This window comes from Desulfocastanea catecholica (assembly GCF_054657295.1).
The window spans coordinates 1-26,638 of record NZ_BAAHYZ010000023.1 but is presented as its reverse complement, the minus strand read 5'-3'; the positions used below and the strand labels follow the sequence as shown (position 1 = coordinate 26,638).

21 protein-coding genes and 1 pseudogene are annotated in these 26,638 nt (G+C 49.0%); 11 read left to right on the top strand and 11 right to left on the bottom strand.

The genetic code is table 11. The features are described 5' to 3' along the window. Nucleotides 1–923 precede the first annotated feature (923 nt). The 3 genes from ACYQ8U_RS17900 (at nt 924) to ACYQ8U_RS17890 (ending at nt 4,171) form a co-directional block, all read left to right on the top strand. Complete coding sequence (locus tag ACYQ8U_RS17900; protein ID WP_459946931.1) at nt 924–1,766, top strand: AAA family ATPase; 843 nt, start codon at nt 924–926, stop codon at nt 1,764–1,766. Nucleotides 1,767–1,781: 15 nt separating this feature from the next. Next, nucleotides 1,782–2,972 carry a vWA domain-containing protein gene (locus ACYQ8U_RS17895; protein ID WP_459946930.1) on the top strand — a complete coding sequence of 397 codons (1,191 nt, stop codon included), beginning with the start codon at nt 1,782–1,784 and terminating at the stop codon, nt 2,970–2,972. Between the two features lie 131 nt (nt 2,973–3,103). After that, complete coding sequence (locus ACYQ8U_RS17890) at nt 3,104–4,171, top strand: uroporphyrinogen decarboxylase/cobalamine-independent methonine synthase family protein (RefSeq protein ID WP_459946929.1); 1,068 nt, start codon at nt 3,104–3,106, stop codon at nt 4,169–4,171. On the opposite strand, the gene ACYQ8U_RS17885 is transcribed toward ACYQ8U_RS17890, so the two are convergent. Next, on the bottom strand, nt 4,160–4,630 hold the full coding sequence (locus ACYQ8U_RS17885; protein ID WP_459946928.1) for a GIY-YIG nuclease family protein: 471 nt from the start codon (nt 4,628–4,630) through the stop codon (nt 4,160–4,162). The two genes, ACYQ8U_RS17890 and ACYQ8U_RS17885, sit on opposite strands and share 12 nt — an antisense overlap. A 78-nt stretch (nt 4,631–4,708) precedes the next feature. Between ACYQ8U_RS17885 and tatC the strand changes: the two are divergent. The 3 genes and pseudogenes from tatC (at nt 4,709) to ACYQ8U_RS17870 (ending at nt 7,984) form a co-directional block, all read left to right on the top strand. Next, nucleotides 4,709–5,499 (top strand): annotated as a pseudogene (gene tatC / locus ACYQ8U_RS17880) (twin-arginine translocase subunit TatC). A 145-nt stretch (nt 5,500–5,644) separates the two neighbouring features. Beyond that, complete coding sequence (locus tag ACYQ8U_RS17875) at nt 5,645–6,916, top strand: class II fructose-bisphosphate aldolase (RefSeq protein WP_459946927.1); 1,272 nt, start codon at nt 5,645–5,647, stop codon at nt 6,914–6,916. Nucleotides 6,917–6,970: 54 nt separating this feature from the next. After that, nucleotides 6,971–7,984 (top strand): NAD-dependent epimerase, encoded by a 1,014-nt coding sequence (locus ACYQ8U_RS17870; protein ID WP_459946926.1) that lies wholly within the window; start codon nt 6,971–6,973, stop codon nt 7,982–7,984. A 72-nt stretch (nt 7,985–8,056) separates the two neighbouring features. Here the strand turns inward: ACYQ8U_RS17870 and dxs are convergent, their stop codons facing one another. The 3 genes from dxs to ACYQ8U_RS17855 form a co-directional block, all read right to left on the bottom strand. Continuing rightward, on the bottom strand, nt 8,057–9,961 hold the full coding sequence (dxs, locus tag ACYQ8U_RS17865) for a 1-deoxy-D-xylulose-5-phosphate synthase (RefSeq protein WP_459946925.1): 1,905 nt from the start codon (nt 9,959–9,961) through the stop codon (nt 8,057–8,059). A 163-nt stretch (nt 9,962–10,124) separates the two neighbouring features. Then, complete coding sequence (locus ACYQ8U_RS17860) at nt 10,125–11,021, bottom strand: polyprenyl synthetase family protein (protein ID WP_459946924.1); 897 nt, start codon at nt 11,019–11,021, stop codon at nt 10,125–10,127. Further along, nucleotides 10,996–11,244, bottom strand: a complete 249-nt coding sequence (locus ACYQ8U_RS17855; protein WP_459946923.1) for an exodeoxyribonuclease VII small subunit — start codon at nt 11,242–11,244, stop codon at nt 10,996–10,998. Before ACYQ8U_RS17855 ends, ACYQ8U_RS17860 begins: the two co-directional genes overlap by 26 nt. 218 nt (nt 11,245–11,462) lie before the next feature. On the opposite strand from ACYQ8U_RS17855, the gene ACYQ8U_RS17850 reads away from it, so the two are divergent. From ACYQ8U_RS17850 to ACYQ8U_RS17835, 4 genes are read left to right on the top strand one after another with little or no spacing between them, the layout of a single operon-like run. Continuing rightward, nucleotides 11,463–12,455, top strand: coding sequence for a tyrosine recombinase XerC (locus tag ACYQ8U_RS17850; protein ID WP_459946922.1), 993 nt, complete (start codon nt 11,463–11,465; stop codon nt 12,453–12,455). A 54-nt stretch (nt 12,456–12,509) separates the two neighbouring features. Continuing rightward, nucleotides 12,510–13,040, top strand: a complete 531-nt coding sequence (hslV, locus tag ACYQ8U_RS17845; RefSeq protein WP_459946921.1) for an ATP-dependent protease subunit HslV — start codon at nt 12,510–12,512, stop codon at nt 13,038–13,040. After that, a complete protein-coding gene (gene hslU / locus ACYQ8U_RS17840; RefSeq protein ID WP_459946920.1) occupies nt 13,037–14,440 on the top strand; it encodes an ATP-dependent protease ATPase subunit HslU in 1,404 nt (467 codons plus the stop codon). Before hslV ends, hslU begins: the two co-directional genes overlap by 4 nt. Nucleotides 14,441–14,469: 29 nt before the next feature. Continuing rightward, nucleotides 14,470–15,063, top strand: coding sequence for a zinc ribbon-containing (seleno)protein DG (locus ACYQ8U_RS17835; RefSeq protein WP_459946919.1), 594 nt, complete (start codon nt 14,470–14,472; stop codon nt 15,061–15,063). An 18-nt stretch (nt 15,064–15,081) separates the two neighbouring features. Here the strand turns inward: ACYQ8U_RS17835 and dnaE are convergent, their stop codons facing one another. Then, nucleotides 15,082–18,609, bottom strand: a complete 3,528-nt coding sequence (dnaE, locus tag ACYQ8U_RS17830; protein WP_459946918.1) for a DNA polymerase III subunit alpha — start codon at nt 18,607–18,609, stop codon at nt 15,082–15,084. Between the two features lies 1 nt (nt 18,610). Further along, nucleotides 18,611–19,444: a pentapeptide repeat-containing protein gene (locus tag ACYQ8U_RS17825; protein WP_459946917.1), complete on the bottom strand. Its 834-nt coding sequence runs from the start codon at nt 19,442–19,444 to the stop codon at nt 18,611–18,613. Nucleotides 19,445–19,946: 502 nt separating this feature from the next. Here ACYQ8U_RS17825 and ACYQ8U_RS17820 point away from each other — a divergent pair. Next, nucleotides 19,947–20,462: a DUF4388 domain-containing protein gene (locus tag ACYQ8U_RS17820; RefSeq protein ID WP_459946916.1), complete on the top strand. Its 516-nt coding sequence runs from the start codon at nt 19,947–19,949 to the stop codon at nt 20,460–20,462. Nucleotides 20,463–20,495: 33 nt separating this feature from the next. Here ACYQ8U_RS17820 and ACYQ8U_RS17815 read toward each other — a convergent pair whose 3' ends face one another. The 5 genes from ACYQ8U_RS17815 to ACYQ8U_RS17795 all read right to left on the bottom strand — a co-directional run bounded on the left by ACYQ8U_RS17815 (nt 20,496) and on the right by ACYQ8U_RS17795 (nt 26,262). Further along, nucleotides 20,496–21,344, bottom strand: a complete 849-nt coding sequence (locus ACYQ8U_RS17815; RefSeq protein WP_459946915.1) for a motility protein A — start codon at nt 21,342–21,344, stop codon at nt 20,496–20,498. Nucleotides 21,345–21,355: 11 nt separating this feature from the next. Next, nucleotides 21,356–22,552 carry an OmpA/MotB family protein gene (locus ACYQ8U_RS17810; protein ID WP_459946914.1) on the bottom strand — a complete coding sequence of 399 codons (1,197 nt, stop codon included), beginning with the start codon at nt 22,550–22,552 and terminating at the stop codon, nt 21,356–21,358. A gap of 190 nt (nt 22,553–22,742) precedes the next feature. Continuing rightward, a complete protein-coding gene (locus tag ACYQ8U_RS17805) occupies nt 22,743–23,399 on the bottom strand; it encodes a nitrite/sulfite reductase domain-containing protein (protein WP_459946913.1) in 657 nt (218 codons plus the stop codon). Nucleotides 23,400–23,437: 38 nt separating this feature from the next. After that, nucleotides 23,438–24,385, bottom strand: coding sequence for a fructose-bisphosphatase class II family protein (locus ACYQ8U_RS17800; RefSeq protein WP_459946912.1), 948 nt, complete (start codon nt 24,383–24,385; stop codon nt 23,438–23,440). 20 nt (nt 24,386–24,405) lie between these two features. Next, nucleotides 24,406–26,262, bottom strand: a complete 1,857-nt coding sequence (locus ACYQ8U_RS17795) for a fructose-bisphosphatase class III (protein WP_459946911.1) — start codon at nt 26,260–26,262, stop codon at nt 24,406–24,408. Between the last annotated feature and the right edge of the window lie 376 nt (nt 26,263–26,638).

The following is a 26,638-nucleotide window of genomic DNA, read 5'->3' as shown; positions in this document are numbered from 1 at the left end:
GAAAATGATGTTTTGGGCCAGTGTATCTACTACGAACCTCCTCTTTGGCGTTTGTTGTCTGGCGGAGTTGGGTTGCTCTCGTCGTTTCATAGAAGTACCTCAAAAAAAATTATGAGATACTTCACGTTAAATACATATCTTTTCGGATACGCATTGGATCAATTATGTGTTTCTCACTCAGGCATACGGCAGGGACAGCTGAGGAGGTAATATTTTTATTATACATGGGGGGCGTGGCAGATTTTTGTACGTCTATTCTTCGTAAATAAGGACTTGTCGCCGGAGTTATATCGCTTTGGCGAAAAGATGTAATTCCCGGTGAAAGAAACATTGAAGTGAGGAGAGAAAAGGGGGTAAGAAAGATGGCTGGGGAAGATGTTCGCCGGCGGAAGATTGACCAATCTCTGCGCAGAGTGCATACACCTGCGGGAAAAATGGTGTTCTTTGGCGAAATCAGGTGTTGCATCTTTAGTAGGCCCTCCGATCAGTCAAGTGAAACGCGATAGCGGATGATTGGTCAAATTGACGCGGTCAGCTGTTGTAAAATCCCCGCTTGCAAATTCCAGTACCAGTTGAATCTACAAATAGGTAAATTAAATGTCAATCCCTATGGAATAGTCCGAAAACCTGCATGAGAGCGTTGTATTTAAGAAAGCAATAAAGATTCAGCAGGCGTCCGTTCTGAATCCCCTTGTCTTTAGGCATTACAGAGGTTCCAGGTGACTTTTTTTGGAGCGGATAAGAGCGGTAGTTTTCGTTTATCAATAATACTTTGCTCTATGTCTAGAATATTTGAAGAGAAAAAGGTGGTCGAAATTATTTCTTCCAGATGGTATTCCTTACACCAGTAAGCGACAAATGCGTCGAGATTTTTATGATACCCTCTGCAGGGATTGAAAATTTACTAAATTTTGAGGATAGACATGAACGATACCCCCTTTACCGGGTCGGCAAGGTATGTTTTAGACCAGGAACTGGCAAAAATTGTGAATATTTCCATGGTGCTGGAAATGCCGCTGCTGCTGAAAGGCGAGCCCGGCACTGGAAAAACCATGCTGGCCCATGCTATCGCCGAAACGTTGAGAATGGAGCTTATCATACTCAACGTAAAATCGAGCATGAAGCTCGTCGAGGCGTTATACCAGTATGATACCCTGACCCGTCTCAACGACAGTCGATTCGGTGATTCCAACAGAAATGTCAGCAACATTAAGGAATATATAAAAATGGGCAAAATTGGTCAGGCATTTACCTCGAACAGCCGCTGTGTCCTGTTGATCGATGAGATTGACAAGGCGGAGACGGAGTTTCAGGACGACATGCTTGATGTGCTCGATCAGATGCAGTTTGATATCATTGAGACGGATGAAACGATACAGGCGCAGCAGAGACCGGTGATCATCATTACCTCGAATGCGAAAAAGGACCTTTCCGATCCCTTTCTCGGTCGGTGCAATTTTCATCATATTGCTTTTCCGGAACCGAAAATGATGCGCAATATCATTGCCGTCCATTTTCCACAGATTGATAAAAAATTGGCAGAAAATGCCATCAACACCTTTTATGATCTGCGAAATATCGAAGGGATAGAGAAAAAACCCGCCACTCGGGAACTGATTAACTGGCTGCGGGCGCTGGCGGCTGATCCGGATTTTCATGATGGGGAGCGTCTAAAAAAACAGATACCCTACCTTGGTGTATTGTTTAAGAAAAGCGGCGATTATCAGCGATCATCGAGCAGCCTTCTCAAAAAACGCTTTTTTTGATCGGAAGACCACGAAATGTTTATAGAATTTTTTTACAAATTAAAAGAGGTCGGCATACCGGTCAGCCCGACCTCTTTTCTTACCCTGCACAGGGCTATTGCCGCTGGGCTGGTGAACTCCATAGATGATCTTTACACCGCCGCCAGAACAACACTGGTGAAAAGTGAGAAATATTTTGATCTGTACGATCAGGTCTTCGCCCACATCTTTGCCGGGATGGAATTGCCGAATATCGATGAGCTTGCCATAGATCTGCTGGCAAGGAGTATGCTGCACGAATGGCTCAAAGACCCAAAAGCCCTTGCTGATGCTTTAGGCATCGACAAAAAGAAACTTAATCAAATGAGTCCGGAGGAGTTGCTGGAATATTTTAAACAGCGGCTGAAGGATCAGGAAGGAAGACACGACGGAGGATCAAAATGGATCGGCACCGGAGGAACTTCTCCGGTCGGTCACTCCGGCGTTCATCCTGGCGGATTGCGGGTAGGGGGGGAATCGAGAAACAAATCTGCCGTCAAGGTCGCCAATGAACGACGCTATAAAGATTATTCGGTCCATGGCGTTCTGACGAAAAACTCCATAGGCGAAGCCTTGAAAAGATTGCGCAACCTTGTTCCCCAGGGTGTAAAAGATCAACTGAATATAGATGCCACCATTTACCAGACCTTGAAAAATGGTGGGGAAATTGAACTGGTTTTTGACCGGGGGATCGTTGACCGACTGAAGATTATCCTTGTCATCGATAATGGTGGCTGGTCCATGGAGCCTCATGTCGATCTCGTGCAGACGCTGTTCAGTTATGCAAAGTCGCAATTCAAGGATCTGAAGACATATTTTTTTCACAATACCATTTATGATCTTCTGTGGCAGGATCCGGCCAGATATAAGCTACCGGTACGGATAAAAGATTTCGATAAACTCGATCCGGATACCAGGTTGATCATCGTCGGCGACGCCAGCATGGCCCCGTACGAACTGATGTCTACCGACGGCTCAATCTATGCATTCGAGAGGAGCGGCAGGCCATCTATTGAACAGCTGAAATTTCTGAGCGGATATTTCAACCGGTCCATCTGGCTCAATCCAATTCCCGCCGAACATTGGCCGTACACCCATTCCATCAATGTGATCCAGTCCATTTTCCCGATGTTTGAATTGTCCCTCGACGGGCTCGAGAAAGGGGTGCAGCATCTGATGAGCCGATAGGCTGAATGTGCTGTTTATAGCCGGAAAAGAACAAGTGCTGCCGGTGAAAAGGGATGCCATTTCTGAAGGACTCTCTTCGGGGTGTCCGCACCAACGCTACATAACAATAAGATCTCATAAGGTACCAGCAAATGTCTCTATTTACACCACAGTGTCTGCCGCTCCTGATCGGGAGTTTGCCCCTTGTCGACCATAGGGCAGCCACGGAACTTATTTTTGCCAGCACCCCGCAAATTCCCTTGTGGCCGCAGTTACCGGTGTACGAGGAAGAAGGTATGATCCTCCAGTTTGTTCCAGGCTTTCCGGGTCTGACCAGTACGAATGGCAAGATATTTATTGATACGGACAATCCAGACTTTGAAACCGAGCTGCTGGCCTTTTATGAAGAGTACCTGCTGGTCACGGAAGGGGAGATACCTCTGGGTGAATCACGCTTTGCACTCGCGCCGGATGTCGCCAGGGGCTTTTATACCTTTCTAGCCGAGGCCGAAAAGAACAAGGACGGCCTGATCGGTCTCAAAGGACAGACCACCGGGCCGATTACCTTTTGTACCGGCCTGGTGGATCAGGCGGGAAGGGCGATTTTTTACAATGATCAGCTTCGCGATGCCGCCGTGAAACTTCTGGCCATGAAGGCCAGATGGCAGACGAAAAAAATGGCCGAGATCGGTGGGCAGCCTATTATGTTCTTTGATGAGCCTGGCCTGGCCGGACTCGGTTCCTCGGCATTTATTACCATCACCAGTGAGGATATTATCGCCTGTTTCAGCGAGGTGTTTGCCGCAGTTCGTGCGGAAGGGGGGCTTGCCGGCGTACACGTCTGTGCCAATACCGAATGGCCGGTGCTTTTCGACTCCGGTGTCGATATTGTCAGTTATGATGCCTATGGCTATTTTGATAAACTGGTTCTCTATGCCGACCATCTGGTACGGTTCTTCTCACATGGCGGGATTCTTGCCACCGGCATCGTGCCGACGACTCCCGAATTCATCGATCTTGAAACGGTGGACGCGCTGGTCGCCAAGTGGTTCGACCAATGTCGGCAACTGCAGGCGATCGGCATTGATCAGAAAACGGTTTACCAGCAGACCCTGATTACCCCCAGCTGCGGGACCGGCACCGTTACAGATGAGCAGGCGAGAAAGGTCCTGGCGCTGACAAAAGGCGTTTCTGAAAAAATCAGGGCATCATTTGCCTGATCCTTCGCTGGACAAAAAGGGATGCGTCTCCGGTTTGCCGGACACACTGCGGGATGTGCCGGGTCGATAGGTTGTAATCAACTGTTTTTTACCGGCCGGAGTTAGTTTTTTGATCTCATTTTCTCTCCGGGTTGCTACGGCTCTGGATGCAGCCTTTTCGCTGTACACCAGGGTAACAGGACGTCGGGAGCGGGTATAGCGCGCACCTTTTCTGAGTGAATTATGCTCCTCGATCCTTCGGTACGGATCTGTTGTGATACCAGTATAATAGGATTTGTCGTTACAGCTGACGATGTAGACATGCCAGGTCGGTACGGGCTCATTCGAGAGCAGTTGTTGTTCTTTGGTCATTGGCTTTTTGTCGGTTTGGGCAGACGGGGTCGGCATAATGGTGCATCGGTGAACGAGAAAAGGGTGGCGGCAGAGGACGGTCTTTTTTGTCCGTCTTGCCAAATCCATTCGCAGATGGTATGCAAGTCTCTTTGGATTGCCCCGAGTTGAATATACTTGATAGTCAATTTTCAGGATAAATGACACATGAATTCGCAAGATGGTAATGAAAACCTGCAGAGGCAGGCCCTCACCGAACACCTCAGGGAACTGCGTTCCTGCCTGATTATCTCATTTGTCGCCGTGTTTATCGGTTTTTGTCTGTCCTACACGGTCATCCGTCCGATCGGCACCTGGTTTTTTAAACCCCTTACCGATGTTCTTCCAGAAGGTACGTCACTTATTTTCACCTCGTACCAGGAAGGGTTTTTTTTTATCTAAAACTCGCCCTGGTCTGTGGTTTATTGATGGCCTGTCCGGTAATCTTTTCGCAGGTCTGGCGTTTTGTCGCGCCCGGCTTGTATAGCCATGAAAAGCGCGTCGCTGTGCCTTTTTCGGTTCTTTCTTCCTTCTGTTTCCTCGGTGGAGCAGCTTTTGGTTACTTTGTCGTTTTCCCGCCGGCATTTCGCTTTCTGGTCGGATATAACAATGAATATCTGACCTCTCTGCCGGCGGTGAGTGAGTATTTTTCGTTAGCGACAAGACTGTTGCTGGCGTTCGGCGTTATTTTTGAGATGCCGATATTCATGGTCTTTCTCGCCAAGGTTGGCCTGGTTGATGTTGCTTTTTTGCAGCGCAACAGAAAATATGCCATTTTGATCAATTTTATCATTGCCGCAATCCTTACCCCCACCCCTGATGTGGTGAATCAGATGATGATGGGCATACCGCTGATAGTCCTCTATGAAATCAGTGTCCTGGCTGTCTGGGCTTTTGGTAAAAAAGGATTTTCCGGCTTTGGTGATGCCTTGCCGCCCAACGAAAACACCCCGGGATAAAAGAATTTCCTAACTGGATTTATTGCTCGGTCTGCATTATAACTAAGAGAGATTTTTCATTTTAATTTGCCCGAATTTACGTGTATCTTCGTCAGAATGTGTTCACCGTAAAAGATCAATCAATAATAACTTATGGAGGTGTTTTATGGGTGCAAAAGCAGATTACGAAAAATTGATCCGGATTGGCAGGCCCCCGAACATAACTCAACGCTTTCCCCATTCACAAGCGCTGATCGTCAGCGGCAAGGTGATTGATCAGGCCCTGGTGGCCAAGGGGAAGGCCATGGCCATTGCCGCCAATGGCCGGAACAGTTTCATCATTCGTGGGGCGCTTATGGCCGCCCAGCGTGCTGATGCAGCATTGCTTATCGAAATTGCCCGGTCGGAATCGAACTATTGTCCGACAAATTTTTACAATATTGCCCTGCATGTTGACTGCATCTGCAATGAACTCGGCATTACCGTTCCGGTGGCCATCCATGCCGATCATTACGGCATAAAAAGTGAAAACGATATACCATTTGCAAAAATGGAAATTCCGTCGATGTTCGATGCCGGGATAACCTCCATTGCCGTCGATGCCTCCCATATGCCGGATGATAAAAATCTGCTGGCCAATCTGGAACTTAATCCATGCATTCCCAAATGGGCCGGGCTCGAGACCGAAGTGGGTGAGATTAAGGGAGAGCAAGGCCTTTCCAATGTTGAAGATGCATCGTTTTTGATAAAGGGGCTCAACGCCCACGGTATCTTTCCCGACTGGATTGCTCTCAATAACGGCTCCACCCATGGACTTGAGGCAAGCGGCCAGGGTATTCAGGTTGAGTTGACCGCCGAAATCCACAAGGCCATCGAGCCATACGGTGTCTCCGGCGCGCAGCATGGCACCTCAGGCAATAACTCTGATAAATTGCGCGCCATTGCCACGAAGACCCATACCACCAAGGCCAATGTGGCGACGGCATTGCAGATGATTTCCTGGGGCGTTGAGGTCAACGATTACGGCAATGCCATCCAGGACAGCGACGGGAATTTCATTAAAGTTGTCGGCCAGGGCGTCTCGGAGGAAATGTGGCAGAGGATGACCGCATACGCCGCTGAAAAAGGCTGGAAAGGTGGTAACTATAAGAATCTCAACCTGCCTTTTGAGAACCTGCTTCTGGCCCAGGAGAGAGCGGTACGGGAGCGAATGAGTAAAAGAGTGGAAGAGTTCGTCTATAATATGCTGACCAGGGTGTTTAATGCCGATGGCACAGCCAGTTTGGCAAAGGAACTGATTTTGCGGGCAGGTTCCTTTGATCTGGGCTCGAAAGGAAAACAGATTGAAAATCCAGAGGAATGGACCAGGGAACTGATCGTTGAACGCGCTCAATCACTGGTTGTCGAGAAGGGACCGCAGGGCGATTTTGATGATTGAGAGGAATCGATCCATTAAGACTGCGCTTGTTAACATTACTAGCCAATGGAACAGATGAAAAAAATACTTATCACCGGGAGTGCCGGGTTCATCGGGGCACATTTAACGAAAAAATTGATTGCCGGCGGGGCGGAAGTCGTCGGACTGGATAATCTCAACGACTACTACGATCCGCAATTGAAGAAAGCTCGCATGGCCGCGCTGGCCGAAGGGTCTCGCTTCAGCCATGTAAACATTGATCTCGCCGACCGAAAAGCGGTCGAGAATCTGTTCCAGGAACACAGTTTTGATGCGGTTGTCAACCTCGCCGCCCAGGCCGGGGTGCGGTACTCCTTGATTAATCCTCATTCCTATGTCGATACCAATATAGTCGGCTTTGTCAATGTGCTTGAGGGCTGCCGGCACTCCGGGGTAAAACACCTGGTCTATGCTTCCTCAAGTTCGGTCTATGGCGCAAACACGAAAATGCCCTTTTCCGTCCATGACAATGTCGATCATCCGGTGTCGCTCTATGCAGCGTCAAAAAAGGCCAATGAATTGATGGCCCACACCTACAGTCATCTCTTTCAGCTGCCGACGACGGGACTGCGGTTCTTCACCGTATATGGACCCTGGGGGCGGCCGGATATGGCCCTGTTCCTGTTTACCAAGGCGATTCTGGAAAATCGACCGATCGATGTTTTCAATAACGGCAATATGGAACGGGATTTTACCTACATTGATGACATTGTCGAAGGGGTCTGTCGGGTCATAGGGCGGATACCGGAAAGCTCTTCTGTCTGGAACGGCGATGCCCCTGATCCGGCAACATCGTATTGTCCGTACCGGGTGTATAATATAGGCAACAACAACAAGGAAAAGCTGTTACGCTACATAGAGATTCTTGAGGAGTGCCTTGGGCGAAAAGCCGTGAAAAATTTTCTGCCGATGCAACCGGGCGATGTCCCGGCTACCTTTGCCGATGTCGATGAGCTGGTCGCCGATTTTAACTATAAACCCGGCACAACGCTTGAGTACGGTATCGGCAGGTTTGTCGACTGGTATAAGGGGTATTACAAAATCAGCTAGTCGATCGCAGTGCAGAACGAGTAAACATGCCGGTTCCGTTACAGGAACCGGCATTTTTGTTGGTGGTAACTATTAGTTTTCTCTACCCATTAATTTGATTGCTGCCCGAATAATCGCCGGCGTGTCGATGAAACTATTTTTCCACAAGGTTTTTTGCGGTCCATGTTCGATAAAATGGTCCGGATGACCGAGGAGGCAGGTTTGCACGGAGGCCAATCCGCGACGGCTGAACAGCTCAAGTATTGAGCTGCCGAAACCACCTTGCCGGGCATTGTCTTCAATGGTCACGACCCGTCTGGTCTGGCTGGCCCACTGACAGATGAGCTCGGCGTCCAGTGGTTTGATGAAACGAGGATTAACAACGGCAGCTTGAATACCGACCTTTTCCAGACCTTTGGCGGCCTCCAGAGCAGGATACACCCTGTTGCCCACCGGCAGCAAAAGGATATCATCCCCTGCCTGCAGCAATTCTCCTTTGCCGAGGTCCAGCTTGTGCAGGCTGTCTGCGAGCGGCACACCGTAACCGCCTCCTCGCGGATATCTGACGACAGAAGGGCCGTCGTGGTAAATGGACGTATAGAGCATGTGCCGCAGTTCATCTTCATCTTTGGGGGCCATGATGACTATGTTGGGGATGAAGCGGAGAAACGAGATATCAAATACTCCATGGTGGGTGGGACCGTCGTCCCCAACCACTCCTGCCCGGTCGATGGCCAGGGTTATCGGCAAATTGGGGATGCAGATGTCGTGGATTATCTGATCCAGCGCCCGTTGAAAAAAGGTTGAATAGACGGCAACGACCGGTCGTAACCCCTCAATTGCCAGGCCTGCGGCAAAGGTCACCGCATGCTGCTCGGCTATGCCGACATCGAAAAAGCGATGGGGAAACTCCGCGGCAAATTTTTTCAGACCGGTCCCGGAAACCATGGCCGCGGAAATCGCGACAATTTTCTTATCCTTTGCCGCAAGTTCGGCCATTGTATCACCAAAGATCTTGGTATAGGTCGGCGCCCCGTTGGATGAATGAGGTTTGCCGCTGACAACATCAAAAGGGCCGATACCGTGAAAAATATCAGGATCTTTTTCGGCCGGCTGGTATCCTTTGCCTTTCTTGGTGAGAACATGAATGAGCATTGGACCGTGGGAGGTGTCACGAACTGTTTCCAGCGTCTCCAGCAGGTCTTCCAGATTATGGCCGTCAATGGGACCGACATAGTCAAATTTAAACGCTTCAAAGAGCATGCCGGGTGTAAAAAAGCTTTTGAAGCTTTCTTCGCTTTTGCGGAGAATATTTAAAATATTTTCTCCGACATCCGATATCTGCAGCTTCTCGACCAGATGCGCCTTGACTCGGCTCATGGTTTTACCGGTGAGTTTACGGCTTAAAAAACTGGAAAGAGCACCGACATTCGGTGAAATGGACATTTCATTATCATTGAGTATGACAATGAGGTCCTTGTCCACATGTCCGGCATGGTTCAGTGCCTCAAAGGCCAAACCGGCGGTCATCGAACCGTCACCGATGACGGCAATTGCACGATGTTTATCCTTTTTTAGATTTTTGGCCAGGGTGATCCCTAAAGCGGCGGAGATGGAGGTGGAGCTGTGTCCGGTTTCAAAGGCATCGTAGATGCTTTCCTTTAATTTTGGGAAGCCGCTCATCCCTTTGTATTGGCGGAGCGTGGCAAACTGTTCTTGCCTGCCGGTGAGGATTTTATGGGCATAGGATTGATGGCCCACGTCCCAGATAAGTTTATCGTTGGGGGTGTCGAAAACATAGTGGAGAGCGATGGTAAGTTCTACAACACCGAGGCTTGGCGCCAGGTGGCCCCCTGTTCGTGATACTGTCTGCACTATGGTGTCGCGGATATCCTGGGCCAGTTCTTCAAGTTTTTCGATTGACAGTTGGCGGATATCGGCGGGCGAATGTATGTGTTCCAGCAAGGTTGTCTGGATGGTAGGTAGCGGTGTTGACATAGCTTCTTTCATTAAGACAGTGGCCGGGGATGAAGTGAGAATAAAAATAACATCATCTCACCGGTTATGCTCGAGTAGTATTTTACTGTGGCTGGTATTGGCCGTTTTCTGGCGCCTTCATGAGCTTTGTAGCTCTCAATACGAGAAAAAGGTGGAAGAGTAATCAATGACTCCTGGTATAAATATATTCGGCGATGGCTCGCAGCGGGTCGGCATTTTCGTTAAATTCACTCAAGGCATCGATAGCTCTCTCCACCGCTTCTTGTGCTTTTATCCGTGTTTTTTCTATACCAAAAAAAGCTGGGTAGGTTGCTTTGCCCCGGTTGGCGTCTGAGCCTGCCGCCTTGCCGAGCTGTTCGGTGGTTGACGTTGCATTGAGCAGATCATCGACTATCTGGAAGCCCAGGCCTATGTTGTTGCCATAGGCGATGAGTTTTTCCGTCTGTTCCGGCGAGGCCCCGGCTCCTATTGCTCCGGCATGCACGGAACAGGTAATCAGGACACCGGTCTTGTTCTTATGGATGGTCTGCAGCCTTTCAAAAGGAAAGGAAGTGTTTTCACTAGCAATGTCAAGTGCCTGACCGCCAACCATTCCTTGCGATCCGGCAGCTCTGGCGATGATGTGAATGATCTTCAGCCGCTCGAGAGGTGTCAGTGTGCCTTCGTCTGGAGAGCTCAGCAGATCAAAGGCCCAGGTAAGCAAACCGTCGCCGGCGAGGATTGCCCCGGCCTCGCCAAAGAGGGTATGGTTCGTCGGTTTTCCCCGGCGCAGATCATCATTGTCCATTGCCGGCAGGTCGTCGTGGACCAGGGAGTAGGTGTGAATACACTCCAGAGCACAGGCAATCGGCAGCAGGTTGTTTTCCGTATCCGACGACTTGGCAACAGCCTCCCCGGCAGCGAGACAGAGTATCGGCCTGATTCGTTTGCCGCCGGCGAAAAGACTGTAGCGCATCGCCTCAATGTGCTGCTCAAAAGGAGCAACTGCCTGCAACATCAATTTTTCAAGAGCGTTCTCTACTACTCTGCGCTTTTCACTCAGGTAGATCTGTATGTCCAATTTCTTGTCCGTCAAAAGGAATGGCTTCAAGTTTGCCGTCTTTTTCAAGCAATAGTTCAACCTTTGCCCGCGCTTCGGAAAGCTGCTCCGTGCAAAAACCGGCAAGTTTGATTCCCTCGTCAAATTTTTTTAAGCTGTTTTCCAGGCTCAGTTCACCGTCTTCAAGTTCTTCGGTAATCTGTTCCAGCCGGGAAAGGGCGGATTCAAAGGTTTTTTTAGCCATAATCGGTTGCACATTTGTCAAATAAAAGAAAGTTGCCTCGTTCTCTGTTTCAGACTACAACTACAGCGGATCAAATTGAGCCGATCAAATCGCAGAATAATTGTACAAACAAAGCATAAAATAAAGAAAAAAGCATTGTATATATTCGGTGCAGGTCCGGAAGTCGAGCCGAAAAAATATACCGAGGCTCTGCTCGTTTTGCAGATCTCGAATCCCTGGTGTCAACACTCTTTGCAAATATCTACAGTCAGATGTTAAAAACTATTGAAATGTTTACAAGGTGGCTGGCAACTGAAAAAGGATATTCAGAGCATACGGTCAGTGGCTATCGAAGAGATCTGCTGGAATTTCAAAGTAATAGAAATAAAACCGGTAAAAGAGGGTCGAAAGGTCCGCAACAAGAACAAACTGCAGCGAATGTTTCTCCCGATGAAATTACTTCCACTGATGTCCGCAAATTTATCGCCAGCCTGCATGGACGCAACAGTGCGGCTACCGTCGCCAGAAAGATTTCCGCTCTCAGATCGTTTTTTCGCTTTACCCAACGTCGAAAATTGCTGAAAGGTGATCCCCTTGCCGGGATTGTCGGTCCGAAGATCGGCAGGTTTATCCCTGTTTTTCTTACTGTCGATGAGACCTTTGCCCTGTTGGAGGCGCCCGGCGAAAAAGACACCTATGCATTACGGGACCGGGCCATTCTTGAGCTCCTCTACTCCACCGGAATGCGGGTTTCCGAGCTGGTATCAAGGACCCTTGCCGATCTTGATTTTGCCGAGGAAGTGCTTACGGTACGGGGCAAAGGAAAGAAGGAGCGATTGGTGCCTGTCGGTCGCCCCGCCATTGAGGCGGTGCGAACCTGGCTGCCGCAGCGCCTGCAGTTGATAGAGCAACGGGCCAAAAGGGGACGGGCGGTTGAGAGAGAAGCCCTGTTTCTGAACGGCAGGGGAAGTCGTTTGTCCAGTCGCAGTGTCGAGCGGCTGGTCAAGGCCTACGGCGAACAGGCAGGGATAACCCAGACGGTCACCCCCCACGCCCTGCGCCACTCTTTTGCCACCCACCTCTTGGAAATGGGTGCGGATCTCAGGTCTGTTCAGGAGTTACTCGGCCATGCCAGTCTGTCAACTACCCAGCGCTATACCCATCTGACTCTGGATCACCTGGCGGATGTCTATGATAAATCCCATCCGTTATCGATAGAAGAAATAAAATAACCGGGCAGGGACAAGCCTTGTCAATCTGGAAACCATTTACTACAAAGTGTTCGAATGAAAATACGATCAACAACCATACTGGCGGTACGCCATAAAGGGCAGGTTGCCCTGGCCGGAGACGGTCAGGTCTCACTCGGCAATACCGTTATGAAACATCAGGCCCGTAAGGTACGGCGGCTCTATCACGACAAGGTCATAACCGGGTTTGCCGGTGCTACTGCCGATGCCTTTACCCTCTACGACAAGCTCGAACAGAAACTTGAACAGTACAACGGCAACCTGATGCGCGCGTCCGTCGAACTCGCCAAGGAGTGGCGGACGGATAAATTTCTCAGGAGGCTGGAAGCCATGCTCATCGCCGTCAACGAAGAACATTCACTGCTTCTCTCCGGAACCGGTGATGTCATTGAGGCGGATAAAGGGGTGTTGGCAATAGGTTCGGGTGGCCCCTATGCCCAGGCGGCAGCACTTGCCCTTGTTGCCCATAGTGACCTTGATGCCCCGTCCATCTGCAAAGAAGCAATGGAGATCGCGGCCGGTATCTGTGTCTTTACCAATAATTCAATCATCGTTGAAACAATATGATCTCTCATCAGTCCCTGACTCCGAAAGAAATCCTGCTGGAACTCGATAAATACATTGTCGGCCAGGCCGATGCGAAACGCTCCGTGGCGATTGCCCTGCGTAACCGGTGGCGGCGCCGGCAGGTCGACTCGCCACTGCGCGAAGAGATTGCCCCGAAAAATATTATCATGATTGGCCCGACCGGTGTCGGCAAAACGGAAATTGCCCGCCGACTGGCCGCCCTGGCCCAATCTCCCTTTATCAAGGTAGAGGCATCGAAGTATACCGAGGTAGGCTATGTCGGTCGCGATGTTGAGTCGATGGTCCGCGATCTCGTCGATCTTGCCGTGAACATGGTAAAAGATGAGGAAAAGAATCGCATCGAAGGAGTGGCTGAAGCAAACGCGGAAGACAAGATTCTTGATCTGCTGCTGCCCCCTCGGCCCGGCTCCGTTGTGACCTCTGGCCCGGAACACTCTCAGTCCTTCACCATTCAAAATCCTGATCTGCCCATTCGAAATGAAACGACCGAATCGAGGTCGACCAGAGAGAAATTCAGGCAGATGTTGCGCGATGGCAAGTTGGATGATCGCGAACTGGAAGTGGCTATCAGTGAATCGAAGTCGATGCCCATGGTTGAGATCATGACCACCTCCGGCATGGAAGATATGCAGTCCAATCTGCAGGATGCCTTTGGTAAACTTTTTCCAAGAAAGAAAAAGAATCGGAAAATGAAGGTACCGGAAGCGCTCGAGGCGATCAAAAAAGAAGAGATGGAAAAACTGATCGACATGGACAAGGTCATCAAAGAGGCGCTGCGGCGAACGGAGGAGTCGGGCATTGTTTTTCTTGACGAAATCGACAAGGTGGCCACCCGGGGTGGTGGCGGCCATGGTCCCGAGGTCTCCCGTGAGGGAGTGCAGCGCGACCTTCTGCCGATCGTCGAGGGGGCGACGGTCTCCACCAAGCACGGCATGGTAAAAACCGATCATATCCTGTTTATTGCCAGCGGTGCCTTCCACATGAGTAAACCCTCTGATCTCATCCCCGAGCTGCAGGGCCGTTTTCCCATTCGGGTCGAATTGCATTCCCTCGGCAAGGAAGAGTTCGTTCGTATCCTCACCGAACCGGAGAACGCCCTGATCAAGCAGTATGTGGCGCTTATGAAAACGGAAGGGGTTGAGCTGATATTTGAAGATGATGCCATCGACACCATTGCCGCAATCGCCGTCGAGGTGAACGAGAGGACCGAGGAGATTGGTGCCCGGCGGCTGCATACGGTGCTGGAGAGGGTACTTGATGTCCTGTCTTTTGACGCCTCTGAGCGAGAAAATGAGACCTTTATCGTTACCGCCGAGTACGTCAAGGAACGGCTGAACGAGATAGTCAAAGATCAGGACTTGAGTCGGTATATTCTGTAGCCGCACTGACTGCATGTGGAGAAGAAAGAATGTTCTTGAAATTTTTCGGCAAAAAGTCCGAAAAAAACAGCCGGTCTCGAGCTGACCAGGCGGCTGTCGTCGATGGCATTGATCAGGAAATGAACTACTGCCCCTTGTGCAAGGCTGAGTATCGCGCCGATATCAGGCACTGCGGCACCTGTGACGTTCCTCTTATCAACGGTAGAGAAAAACTGGCACAGGTGAGAGAAAAACAACAGGCCCTGGCCAAGAGATCCATGCAGATTCTCCCGACGGATGAACTGGTCAATATTCGCAAGGGTCCGCTCAAGGATATGAAGACCTTACAGAGAGTGCTGGCACAAGAGCGGGTACCGGCGCTTCTGGCCACAGGCGAGGAGGGCTGTGCCAAGGGATGCTGTGGCCCTGAGTTGTATCTGCAGATCAAAAAGGAAGATCTGCCCCTGGCCTTGGAGATTCTTGCCAGGGATTTTATCAAAAGCACAGCCCTCGACAGCCATGATCTGCTCAACGCGGCCGCGGTGTTTGATCAACTTGCCGCAGAGACTGTCTGTCCGGCCTGCGGCTGCCGGTTTTCTCCTACCGTTGGCGCCTGTCCGGAGTGCGGTCTCTGCTTTGAGTAGCCTGCGCTGAAAGCAGCATCAGTTCGGTCTGGCTGCCTGGTTGTCCCAACGTTTTTTTCGTGGTGTCAAGGCTATTGGTTTTTTCGAAAAGCTGATAGCCTTGTAGTTGAGGACCTCTTCAATCTGCTCGGTCAGTTGTCGGCATGGCCTGATGGTCACGTCTTTGAGCACTTCGATATCGACCTCGCCGCGGCCTTGAAAATGAAGGGTCAGCAGGATCGGACAGGAGCCATGGAATTGGTAGAGGATTTTCTTGACCTTCTCCAGTTGCAGCCTGGACAGTTTGTCCGTTTCAAGCACTATTCTGGCTGATTCGGTGTATTTTTCTCGTGCCGCCTCGAGAGAATCAATGGAATCGGCGATGATTTTTGGCCCCCGTTCATCTTTTTGTACCGTTCCTTGCACGATAATCGGGTCTGTTGACGAGAGGATTTCTTCGCAGCGGCTATACGTATCCGGGAAAACAACGACTTCCACGGACTCGTAGATGTCCTCCAGGGCCAGAAAAGCCATCGGATCCCCCCGTTTACTCTTGAGTTTCTTGCAGGTGCGGATGAGACCGCCAATCCGCACAGGCTGGTCATCGCCCCATTCGGCGAGATTCTGTATGGTACAGTCGGTTACCGTGTTGATATCATGGATGGCAATATCGAGTGGGTGGCCGGTAATATAGAAGCCAACCGTCTCTTTCTCATGGGCAAGTCTTTTTCGTTCCTCCCATTCCGGAATGTCAGGCATTGGCAGAGCGGAGATTGTTGGTTGCCCCTGTGCCTCGGAGGCTACCGAAAAAAGAGACATCTGGCCGCTTTGCAGGTCACGCTGCACCGCCTTTGCCTGTTCCATCGCCTGATCGAGGATGGCAAAATATTGCGCTCGCTTGTAACCAAGGGAGTCAAAAGATCCGGACTTGATAAGGCTTTCAATGACCCGGCTGTTGACCCGGCGGGAGTCGACCCGATTGCAGAAATCACTCAGGGAGGTATATTTGCCGTTTTTTTCCCGTTCTTCAATGACCGAATCAAGGGCCGATTCCCCGACGTTTTTAACCGCTGCCAGCCCAAAACGAATTCTGTCGTTGATGACGCTGAAGTCCTTAATGCTCTCGTTGATATCGGGAGGCAATACCTCGATAGCGTGTTCTTTGCATTCATTGATATAGAGCACGACTTTATCGGTGTTGTTCATGTCGCAGGAAAGCAGGGCGGTCATGAATTGGGGCATGTAATGCGCCTTCAGGTAGGCCGTCTGGTAGGAAACCAGGGCATAGGCGGCAGAATGGGATTTGTTGAAGCCGTAGCCGGCGAACTTGGCCATGAGGTCAAAGATATATTCCGCTTTGTCCTGGGGATGGCCGTTTTTCAAGGCGCCGGCCATGAATTTCACCTTCTCCTCATCCATGACCGAGGCAATCTTCTTGCCCATGGCCCGGCGCAGGATATCGGCGTCACCGAGAGAGTAACTGGCCAGGATATTGGCTATTTTCATAACCTGTTCCTGATAGACGATGACGCCGTAGGTTTCTTCGAGAACATGCTTGATATCCGGGAGCGGATAGTTGGCGGTTTTTCTTCTGTGTTTGGTCTCGACAAAATCGTCGACCATACCGGAGTCAAGGGGACCGGGACGATAGAGGGCGACGAGGGCGATGAGGTCACTGAACTGTTCCGGCGCCAGTTTGACCAGCAGTTCCCGCATGCCGGAACTCTCCAGCTGAAAAACCCCCTGCGCATCGCCTTTGCAGAGAAGATCAAAGGTCTTGGCGTCATCCATGGGGATGGTATCTATGTCAAGATCTATGCCGATATCTTTTTTGATATGCTTCAGTGCCTTGTCGATGACTGTCAGGGTCTTCAGTCCGAGAAAGTCAAACTTGATCAGGCCGGTCATCTCGGTATGTTTCATGTCGTACTGGGTCAGGGTCTCCTCATTACTTCCTCGGCAGGTCGGGAGATACTGGGTCATGGGACCCGGGGAAACAACGACACCGGCGGCGTGCGTCGATGTGTGCCGGGCGAGACCCTCCAGGGTCTTTGATACGGAAAGCAGTTCGGCAATGCGCGGGTCGTGATCAGCCGCTTCCTGGAGCTTTGGTTCCTCGGCCATGGCCTTTTTGATGGTCATCTTCAGCTGATCGGGAATGAGCTTGGCAACCTTGTCCACTTCCCCAAAGGGAATATCGAGAGCACGACCCACATCGCGGATAACCCCTCGAGCTTTCATCGAACCATACGTCACGATCTGGGCCACATGGGCGGCACCACCGTATTTCTGACGGACGTAATCTATGACCTCGCCGCGGCGCTCCTGACAGAAATCGATATCAAAGTCGGGCATAGATTTGCGTTCGATATTAAGGAAGCGCTCGAAGATAAGCCCGTACGGAATGGGATCGATATTGGTGATGAGCATGCAGTAGGCAGCCAGACTGCCGGCGCCCGAACCCCGACCGGGGCCCACCGGTATGGCCTGTTTTTTGGCCCAGGTGATAAAGTCGGCGACAATCAAAAAATAGGCAGGAAAGCCCATGGTAATGATGACGTCAATTTCCATCGCCAGTCGATCCGTGTAGGTTTTTTCAACCTCCGCGTTAAAGGTGCCGGCCTTGCGCATCTGGTTAAATCGGTCCTTGAGGCCATCCCAGCAGGCGTTTTTAAACATCGAATCGAGGCTTTGCCCTTCCGGAATGGGGAAATTCGGGAAATAGTAGTCGCCGAAGTCGATTTCCAGATTGCAGCGATCGGCAATCTCTTGGGTGGTGGCGATCGATTCAGGACAGTGTTTAAAGTTCTTCTTCATCGTCTCAGGAGACTTGAAGTAGAGCTCGTCGGTGGAGAATCTGAAGCGCTTTGGATCGTTTATCGTTTTGCCGGTCTGGATGCACAGCAACAGTTCATGGGCATGTGCCTCCTCGCGATTGAGATAATGACAGTCGTTGGTGGCGACCAGCTTGATACCCATTTTCGACCCTAAAGTCTTCAGGCCATTGTTGACGATCTGTTGTTCGGGGATACCGTTTTCCTGAATCTCAAAGTACAGGCGGTCGCCGAAAATATCGTAGAGTTCCCGAGCCTTTTTTTCGGCAGCCGGCATATCGTTTTTGCCGATGAGATAGGGAACTTGTCCGTGCAGGCAGGCGGTCATGGCAATGATACCTGCATTGTGTTCCTTGAGAACAGCCATGTCTATTCTTGGTTTGTAATAAAACCCTTCAAATTGAGCGATACTCGCCAATTTCATCAGGTTTTGATACCCTGTGTGATTCATGGCCAGCAGGACAATATGAAAGGCGATGGTGCCGTCGACGACTTTTTTTACCCGCATATCCCCCGGCGCGATGTACAGTTCGCAACCGACTATTGGTTTTATACCGGCTTTTTTGGCCTTGGAATAGAATTCCAGGGCGCCATACATTGCGCCGTGATCGGTAATCGCCACACTGTCCATGCCGTATTCTTTACATTTATCGAGAAGATCGGCAATGCGGATAGCTCCGTCGAGAAGGCTGTATTGGGAATGAACATGGAGATGGGTAAATCCTGCACTCATATTATTTTTTTAATCCTTGTATACTTTCGAGATGTGCACCGAAGAGGACAGAGCCATCAAGTTTTGCACCGGTTACCGTTGCGCGAATGAGATTACTGCCGGTAAGGTCTGCGTCAGTAAGATCGCAGTTGCTCAGGTCAGCGCCGGCCAGGTTGGTTCCGGCAAGGTTTGCCCCGGAGAGGTTGGCCCCGGAGAGATTGGCCCGACGCAGATTGGCCTCGCGCAGATCCGCACCCGATAGATTCGCACCGGCCAGGTTAGCGGCAATCAGCTCAGCGCCTCTGAGATCAACACCGGCAAAATTGCAATCAGGACAATTGCGGGCAAGGCTGAGCAGCGCACGCTTTTTTTCCGCTTCGGAAAGGACGACGGTCGTCCTGGAGCTGTTCGAGTCGGAGAGGACAGTGGCTGCACTGGCACTTTGACCATCACGGTTATTGTTTTCGTTTCGGGAGTGGTCTGCCGCTTCATGGTCATTTCCCGCCGACATCGTGCCGGTGTAATATCGTGCACCGTTTGTGGTAAAAAATACATATTTGTCTTCGTCATTAAAAACCTGGTAACATTTAAGATCCCCGTAATACCAGAGATCAAATTTCATGCAGAGCCGGCTATCGGCAGAGATACTCCATTTTCCCGAATCTTTGACGCCCTGGCGATTTGTTGCGGCCAGGTGACCATTTGGCAGATAGTGTACCTGTGCATCAAAATCGATTGCTTCGAGATGGAGACTCTGGTTGCTGATCAATTCCTGCAGCTGTTGCTGGGAGAGGGGTTTTTTCCCGTCGGCCAGAAAGTGATTGAGTGTCACAGGCGCACAGGCGCAAAGCAGCATAAGAATCACCAATGACCCCGGTAAACGGGAAATAAGCCGGAATAAGTACCTTGGATACAGATTATTTCTTGCAAAAAAACAAGAAAAAAATCTGTAAGGTACTAAAAAATAACAGTATTTTTGACGTTTCACTCAGCTGCTCCTTAAAGTAGATATTCTGAGAACGATTATCAGATGAAAAGGTGAATACAAAGTAATAGCACAGAAAAAACCATTTTGCACAAGAATTCATCAGGAGTAACTGGCAGTAATATATGCTTATAAAACAAATATATATCGGTTCTGACAGCGGTTTTCTCATGGATAGACGTTGATAGCTCAACAGATATACACCAGGTTTTTTTCTTAAATAACAGGAAAAAAAATTCTCAGTCATGATAAGCTTGAGTCGAAAGTTAAAATGTGTTTGCATAAAATTTTTCTGAAAAACCTCAGGTGGCCTTTGTTGGGGTTTTTCATGTTCGGTTTAAAAGAGAAGAAAGAGGAGTGAGAGGGGGTGTTGATGCAACTTGATCCACGTCGCGATATTGAAGTGTCCCTGCAGGGAAATATTGCCGCCATTGAGCTGAACAATATTTTCCAGTTTTTTGATTATGCCGCAGTTTCCGGGGAATTACGTATTGTCACCGAGCAGAACAACGCGCACTTTTTTTTTCAGCAGGGAATGCTGATATATGGCGCCTTACATGTTAATCAGAAAAAGATAGGAGATTTACTGCTCGAGTCCAAGCTTATAACTTCCGAGCAATTGTCGCGTTGTCTCGATATTCACACACAGCACCACAGACGGCGACGGCTCGGCGAAATTCTTGTGAGAGAAGGCTTTCTCCAATTCGAAAGTTTGGCAGAGATGCTGAAAATACAGGCGAAAGAAGCATTTTTTGCCACCCTTTCCTGGAAAAAAGGCATGTTTTTCTTTTATTCCGAACAATATCCAGCAAAGGAAGAGATTTTAATAAATGAGCGTATCGATCATCTTATACTGGAAGGCATTGTCCGCATAGATGAGTCATCGTAACTCTCTTAACCGCTCTTTCGAACAATTCTTCAATCATTCGAGGTGCACCGGAGCGCTCTTTTGCTCTTCCTTTTGCCGGTCCCGTTCAATGTTAAAACGTTCTTTAATCTTGGCGTAGGAAACAAGCTCCACCTCCCGATCTGAAGGCGTGAGAAAAGATTCGAGCTTGGTTTTCAGAATAACCGGATTGAGTTCGCTGTTGATAGAGATAACCCCCTCCATTATGATCTTCTGTAGGAGCAGTTCCTGATTTGTCCGTTCCTTGATGTTTGAGGCAAACGGAAGAAAGAAAAAATTTGCCAGAATCAGGCCGTACAAGGTTGAGGTGAGCGCGATGGGGATGGCCCGTAATATCACAGAAGTGTCACCAATCCCGCCCAGCATGGTAATAAGACCAACTACTGATCCAACGATGCCGAAGGCTGGTAGGTAGTCGGCGATGGCTCTCAGAACTCGTTCAGAATCTTCCCGTCGCAAACGGAAAAAGTACATCTCCGTGTTGAGGATATCACGAATCTGGTCAATTTTATATCCATCAACCAGACACCCAAGGGCCCTCCTGAGAAAAAGTATAGTTGTTTCATTTTCTTTGTCCTGCAGGGAGAGTATGCCTTCCAATCGGGAGCGAATGGATAAATCAATAAGAATGTTGATTATCTCTGTTTCCTTCATGATCGGCTTTTTGTACGAGGTACCAAGAACTTTTGTCACGATTCTCAGCTGTTCAAATTTGAAGCTGATGAGCGCGGCGGACATGGTACCGCCACAAACAATCAGGAGACCGGAGATATTAAAATAGAGGCTGACATTGCCGTGAATAATAAATCCGATAATGAAGAGCCCGCTGCTGAGAATGAGGCCGAGGATGTTTTTATTTTTCATAAAAATAGCTGTTACTGTTCCTGCAGGTTTTCTGGCGTTGCCGGTAATGGATTGGGCAGTCTTTTGGAGATAATGATCTCAACTCTGCGGTTTTTAGCACGATTTTCGGCTGTGGTGTTCGGCACGATCGGCCGATTGGAGGAATATCCGCTGACTACAAATTGATTCGGGTTCATGTTCATTTCATCAATAAGAAACTCAGCTACAGTACTGGCCCGGGCGACGGAAAGTTCCCAGTTGCTTTTGAACCGATTGGAGCGCATCGGCAGATTGTCAGTATGGCCGACAATATTTATCATATAGGGCGTATGCATCATGAATTCGACGATTTTTTGCAGTGATGCTCTTGCCTCTTCAGACAGCTCGCTCTCACCAAGTGAAAACAGAAGATCTCCGGTAAGCATAATGCGCATTGTTTTATCTGGAATGATATCGATTGCGGCGAATTTATCAAGGTTACCAGTGTGCAGAGCCTCCTTGCTCAGGGTGTAGATTTCCTGGAATTTGTCGGTCTCTGCCGGTTGGGAGTGTTCAATTCCGAGTGGTGGGGGCAGAGGGATAGTCTCCTCTGGCGCTGGAGGGGAAGAAACAGCGTCCTGAACCGGGGTGGTCTCACCGTTTGCAGCAATCAGGGCTGGTTGATCTGGGTGAGTGACGGTGGCAATCGGATCAGCTGCCTGTTGCTGCTTTTCTACAGACCCGACGGTTTCCGGTGGCGGCGTAGGTTCGGCCGGATAAACTGCATCAGATTCCAGGGACTCGGTTTTTACTTGTTCGACCTTTTTAACCATCCCACCGGTAATAAGAGGCAGACCGGGATGTATTGGCGCAAAAGGAAAAGAAGCACCGCTGGAATCGAGGGTCTGCAGGGCCTCGGTGGTATCGCCACCAATGATTTCCGGTGTCTTTTTTTGAAGGAATTCCTGGTTGGCCGTCTGATAGACATACATACTGAGGAATAGCACAAACATGGTCATCATCACATCGGACCAGGCTATCGACCAATGTGACGCACGCGGCAACGACGAAGTAAAGGTGTTGTCGTCAATATGAAAAACAGTATTGCTCGGAAATCGTCTGTCAATATTGACAAAATGCGAGGCATACCTATTTCTGGCCGATCCGGTTGGGAAATTACTGATTGTCAGGAAACCTTCCTGGGAAGAACCAGAGGATGTCCGTTTCGGATGCACGCTTAATATTGTCATTACAATTTTATGCTATGACCATTTCAGGCCTGAGGGGAAAAACAGCAATATCATTTTCCTGTTGGTCTTGTGTCTTCGGCATTGCTCTCCCTATCGTATCGTCAAAAAATGAAACATCTATAGGAGAGTTTTGAGACAACAGGTAAACGCCGGACTTCCCCTCTGGCATCTTCTGAAAATAAAAGCTTTTTTACTCGATATTTTTTTTGAATTCCTCGAGACCGATTCTTTCCATGAATCGCGATGCCCGTTCTTTTTTCTTGGCATGTTCCTTATAGAACGATACGCACTTGTTGATCAGCAGAATTGCCTCATCATCCGACAGATCGGTGGCGATAATATCGCCGACCCTGGGTTTATTTCCTGAATGACCGCCGAAGGAAATTGTCCAGCCATTTTTTTTGCCAAGTAACCCGATGTCCCGAACAAAGTTTTCGGCACAGCAAAACTGACATCCGGAAACGCCGATCTTCAGTTTGGCCGGCAGTGTTCTCTCGGCCAGGAGCTTTTCAAGGCGGATGCCGAATCCCAGGGAGTCACGGACCCCGAATTTACAGACCTCGGTTCCTGGACAGGCCTGGACATAATGCAGACAAAGTTCTGTTGCTTGACCAGGATCCATGCCAAGGTCATGATAGATGTCCTGGAGATCTGTTTCTTTTAAACCAACCAGGGCAATGCGTTGACCGGAAGTGAGTTTGACAATCGGAATGTCGTATTTTTCAACTGCATCAGCTATAGCCCGTAGATGGTTTCGATCGAGCAACCCTCCGGGAATGCGGGGAACAATCGCATAGGTTGTATTGTCTCTTTGCAAAATGGCATATTGGCTTGGGGTCTGTGACATGATATACTCCAGGTAAATAGTGAATGATTGTATAAATGTTAGTAAACAGGTTTGAAGTCGAAGAAATGACGGGTCTCAAGCCGTCTATAGGTGTGGGTTTCACCCCGGGCGACAAAGGATTGGGTAATAGCCCCATTGGCGGTAAAACGAACTCCCTCAAGAAACTCTCCATCTGTAATACCTGTTGCTGCAATAGCAACTTCTTTACTGCGTATCAGATCCTGGGCGCGGAAAATTTTGTCAAAATCAGTAATACCGTGTCGAGTTGCTTCTTTCCTGTCCCGATCGTTTTCGTAGAAAATCTTTCCCTCAAAATAGCCCCCGAGGCAACTGATGGCAGCAGCGACCAATACAGCCTCCGGAGCGTAGCCGTAGCCAATGTAAATATCGGCTTTCTCTCCGGTGATTGCGGCAAGACAGCCGGACACCTCACCCTCGTCAATCAGTTTGATCCTGGCGCCGCAGCTTCGTACTTCATGGATCAACTGTTTATGTCTGGTCTGGTTGAGGATACAGACTGTGACATTCTCGGTGTATTTTTTCAGAGCCCTGGCAACTCGCTTGACATTTAAGATGGGTGGTTGATTTATATCTATCACCTCACCAACCTGTGGGCCAACAGCAATTTTGTACATATTAAGATTAGGTACGGATTGTATTGATCCGGTTTTGGCTATGACGGCAAAGGAGGTTGAGTTGTTTTTTCCGTCAGCGGCAGACCGATAGGCTTCTAAGGCTATCGCCATCAGGTCGGTATTCTCCCCGCCCTTACCGAGAACAGGCGGTAATTGAAAAATTTCCGACCGATTCAGGAACCGGTCGTTCATCAACACTCCTTCGATAGCAAGACGGTTCAAGGTCTTGTTGATTGCCCTTCGGGTCTGATTAAGGATATCGATATGATCACCAAGGCCCTGCAGGCGGGCAGCCGTCAATGCAGCAATTTCGGTGGCCCGGACTATTTCCATTCCGTAGTTAGTATCCATAGCAGTTTTTTAGAAAAGTTTTATAAGGAGGAAGAGGGGAACCCGTTCTGTTCTCCACATTCCAACAGACGCTGCATGATTGTGTCCCTTTCCTGCATGAGTTTTTTCCCAGCTATCGTATCTTTTATTTTCATCGGCCGGCGAAACTCATCGATCAATTCAATATCAAGAGGTGCTGATTCAAGTTTTTTTTCTGCTTCCCTGATTTCATCAGGAGTGGGCAGAATGATGCCGTAAAGCTGATGGGGGGTGTGCACCAGGGAATGTCCCCGGTTATAGTATGCGGCGGCAAATCCACCGTCGACGTTAATAGCCACACCATCTTCACTGGCCATCTGGATACCTTTTTTGTAATTCACTGGAGTGTGGCCAAAGATGACCCTTTGCACGCCAAATTCCTGCTGCATCTTTTTCTTAAAAGAACTCGTCTGCATATTGTCCTTCCAAAAAAGGCTTCTCTCAAGATGGGTATCCTTGTCTATCAAAAAATATCTTTCAAAGGTCTTCATGGCATGTTTACCGAAAAAAGGTGATTTCGGGCCACACCACAAATAGAAAAAGAGGGCTTGATCTTCTTCTTTCTGTTCTTTTCCTTCGAGATAATTGTCTCCGACTCTGGCAATAGTATCCTGGATAAAATTCAGGAGATTTTTTCCTTTTCGACCAAGAAATTCTTCGAATTCACCGTCAGGAGTTGACGGAACTAATGCATGAATGTTGAGAAAATTATTTTGAATATGATAGGTTTTTCCTTTGGTAAAAAGAAACTGAAGCAGCCGCTTGAGATGCCTGTTGGTGGTAAACTGCTTGACGAGATCTTCGACAATCATCGATTCCTCTTCGGTCAATTTGCCGGGATCATTGTAGTCAAGAGTCGGAAAATGCGTGTCATTGAGACCTTTGGTCGCACCGGATCGTAACATCTCGGCCAGCCGATCGAGCCAGAGTCGAGAACTCATCTCGTACTGGGGAAAGTTGACTATGGTCTGTTCTTCGAGTTTAAATTGAATTATCGCCAGGGCCTTCTCCATGGAGCGGCCTTTATCGGTCTTTGCCTTGAAATTGCCGGTAACTTTTTCCGCAGGATAGATTCGTTCGGCAAATTCGGCGAGGAGTTTGGTATCAAAACGGAGCCGATCGAGAAACTCAAAGTGATCATAACGGCAAGTAATGCGCAGTGCTTCGGCGATGAGGGAGCGATTTCCGGAGGCAGCTCCCATCCAGAGAATATCGTGATTGCCAAAGACATAATCGACCCCGTTTCGATAGAAGTGGGAAGAGAGTATGCGGAGAATTTTATCGGGTTGCGGACCTCTGTCGAACACATCACCTAAGACTTGAATACGGTCAAGCAGGACCTGACGGATTGCATGGGATAAATGAGAAATTAACCGATCAGCAAGTATTTTTTCTTCAAAAATTGGATCAGGTACCGGTAACCCGGACAAAAGTCGATTGATGACATCCCTGAATTCAGGACGGAAGATTTCGCGTTCTTGCGAGCGAATGTTGGTCAGCTTGTATTTGAGTATTTCAACAAGGCACAGTATCACATCCTGCATATCCATCTGGATGCTTTCATCATGAAAGTAATGCTGCTTTCTGATAATTTTTGTGAGGTATTGGATTTTTTCAGAGCTGAAGGTTGTGGGTAAAGCCTCCTTGCAGGTTTGGTACAGCATACCGAATCTACCTCTGAGAATTGACTTAAACCGGTCGCCTTCTCCGTGGAGATCACTTATCCACAATGTCGTAGGAATATTCGAATTCAGCTCCAGCTCAAGATCAAGCAGTTTATGCGAAAGTTTGTCGATTTCACTGACCCTGACTCGGGCGATTCGTCTGTTGACATGGTTTTGTGTCTGGAGAGGGGACATATTTTCACCTATATGGCAGGAATGAAAAAAATGAAGAATACCAAACAAGAAACTTAACCCCGGTAAACTGCAAACAAGCCAGGGTTCTTTTCAGTACTCCCTCGTGGGGTATAAGTGCCGTGAGAAAAGTTTCTTTTGTTAAAAAAAAGAAAACAAGCTGTAAGGTACTAATGAGGTGGTCATACTGAATGTATTTGCATCACCCCAATAAAAAACACTATAGCAAAAGATTAATGAATTGGCTAGAAAATCGAAAGATTAAATCTCGGCGAAGAGGCTTGGTGGAATGGTTTTTAAATAGGAAAACGTACAGATAAAGAGATGTTGGTGGTCAAATTGCAAGGTAGTACCCCAAACGACAAAAGCCCCGGACACA

Coding starts and splice junctions, on each gene's coding strand:
- ACYQ8U_RS17900 (WP_459946931.1), top strand. CDS start 924: ATGAACGATACCCCCTTTACCGGGTCGGCAAGGTATGTTTTAGACCAG.
- ACYQ8U_RS17895 (WP_459946930.1), top strand. CDS start 1,782: ATGTTTATAGAATTTTTTTACAAATTAAAAGAGGTCGGCATACCGGTC.
- ACYQ8U_RS17890 (WP_459946929.1), top strand. CDS start 3,104: ATGTCTCTATTTACACCACAGTGTCTGCCGCTCCTGATCGGGAGTTTG.
- ACYQ8U_RS17885 (WP_459946928.1), bottom strand. CDS start 4,630: ATGGATTTGGCAAGACGGACAAAAAAGACCGTCCTCTGCCGCCACCCT.
- ACYQ8U_RS17875 (WP_459946927.1), top strand. CDS start 5,645: ATGGGTGCAAAAGCAGATTACGAAAAATTGATCCGGATTGGCAGGCCC.
- ACYQ8U_RS17870 (WP_459946926.1), top strand. CDS start 6,971: ATGAAAAAAATACTTATCACCGGGAGTGCCGGGTTCATCGGGGCACAT.
- dxs (WP_459946925.1), bottom strand. CDS start 9,961: ATGTCAACACCGCTACCTACCATCCAGACAACCTTGCTGGAACACATA.
- ACYQ8U_RS17855 (WP_459946923.1), bottom strand. CDS start 11,244: ATGGCTAAAAAAACCTTTGAATCCGCCCTTTCCCGGCTGGAACAGATT.
- hslV (WP_459946921.1), top strand. CDS start 12,510: ATGAAAATACGATCAACAACCATACTGGCGGTACGCCATAAAGGGCAG.
- hslU (WP_459946920.1), top strand. CDS start 13,037: ATGATCTCTCATCAGTCCCTGACTCCGAAAGAAATCCTGCTGGAACTC.
- ACYQ8U_RS17835 (WP_459946919.1), top strand. CDS start 14,470: ATGTTCTTGAAATTTTTCGGCAAAAAGTCCGAAAAAAACAGCCGGTCT.
- dnaE (WP_459946918.1), bottom strand. CDS start 18,609: ATGAGTGCAGGATTTACCCATCTCCATGTTCATTCCCAATACAGCCTT.
- ACYQ8U_RS17825 (WP_459946917.1), bottom strand. CDS start 19,444: ATGCTGCTTTGCGCCTGTGCGCCTGTGACACTCAATCACTTTCTGGCC.
- ACYQ8U_RS17820 (WP_459946916.1), top strand. CDS start 19,947: ATGCAACTTGATCCACGTCGCGATATTGAAGTGTCCCTGCAGGGAAAT.
- ACYQ8U_RS17815 (WP_459946915.1), bottom strand. CDS start 21,344: ATGAAAAATAAAAACATCCTCGGCCTCATTCTCAGCAGCGGGCTCTTC.
- ACYQ8U_RS17810 (WP_459946914.1), bottom strand. CDS start 22,552: ATGACAATATTAAGCGTGCATCCGAAACGGACATCCTCTGGTTCTTCC.
- ACYQ8U_RS17805 (WP_459946913.1), bottom strand. CDS start 23,399: ATGTCACAGACCCCAAGCCAATATGCCATTTTGCAAAGAGACAATACA.
- ACYQ8U_RS17800 (WP_459946912.1), bottom strand. CDS start 24,385: ATGGATACTAACTACGGAATGGAAATAGTCCGGGCCACCGAAATTGCT.
- ACYQ8U_RS17795 (WP_459946911.1), bottom strand. CDS start 26,262: ATGTCCCCTCTCCAGACACAAAACCATGTCAACAGACGAATCGCCCGA.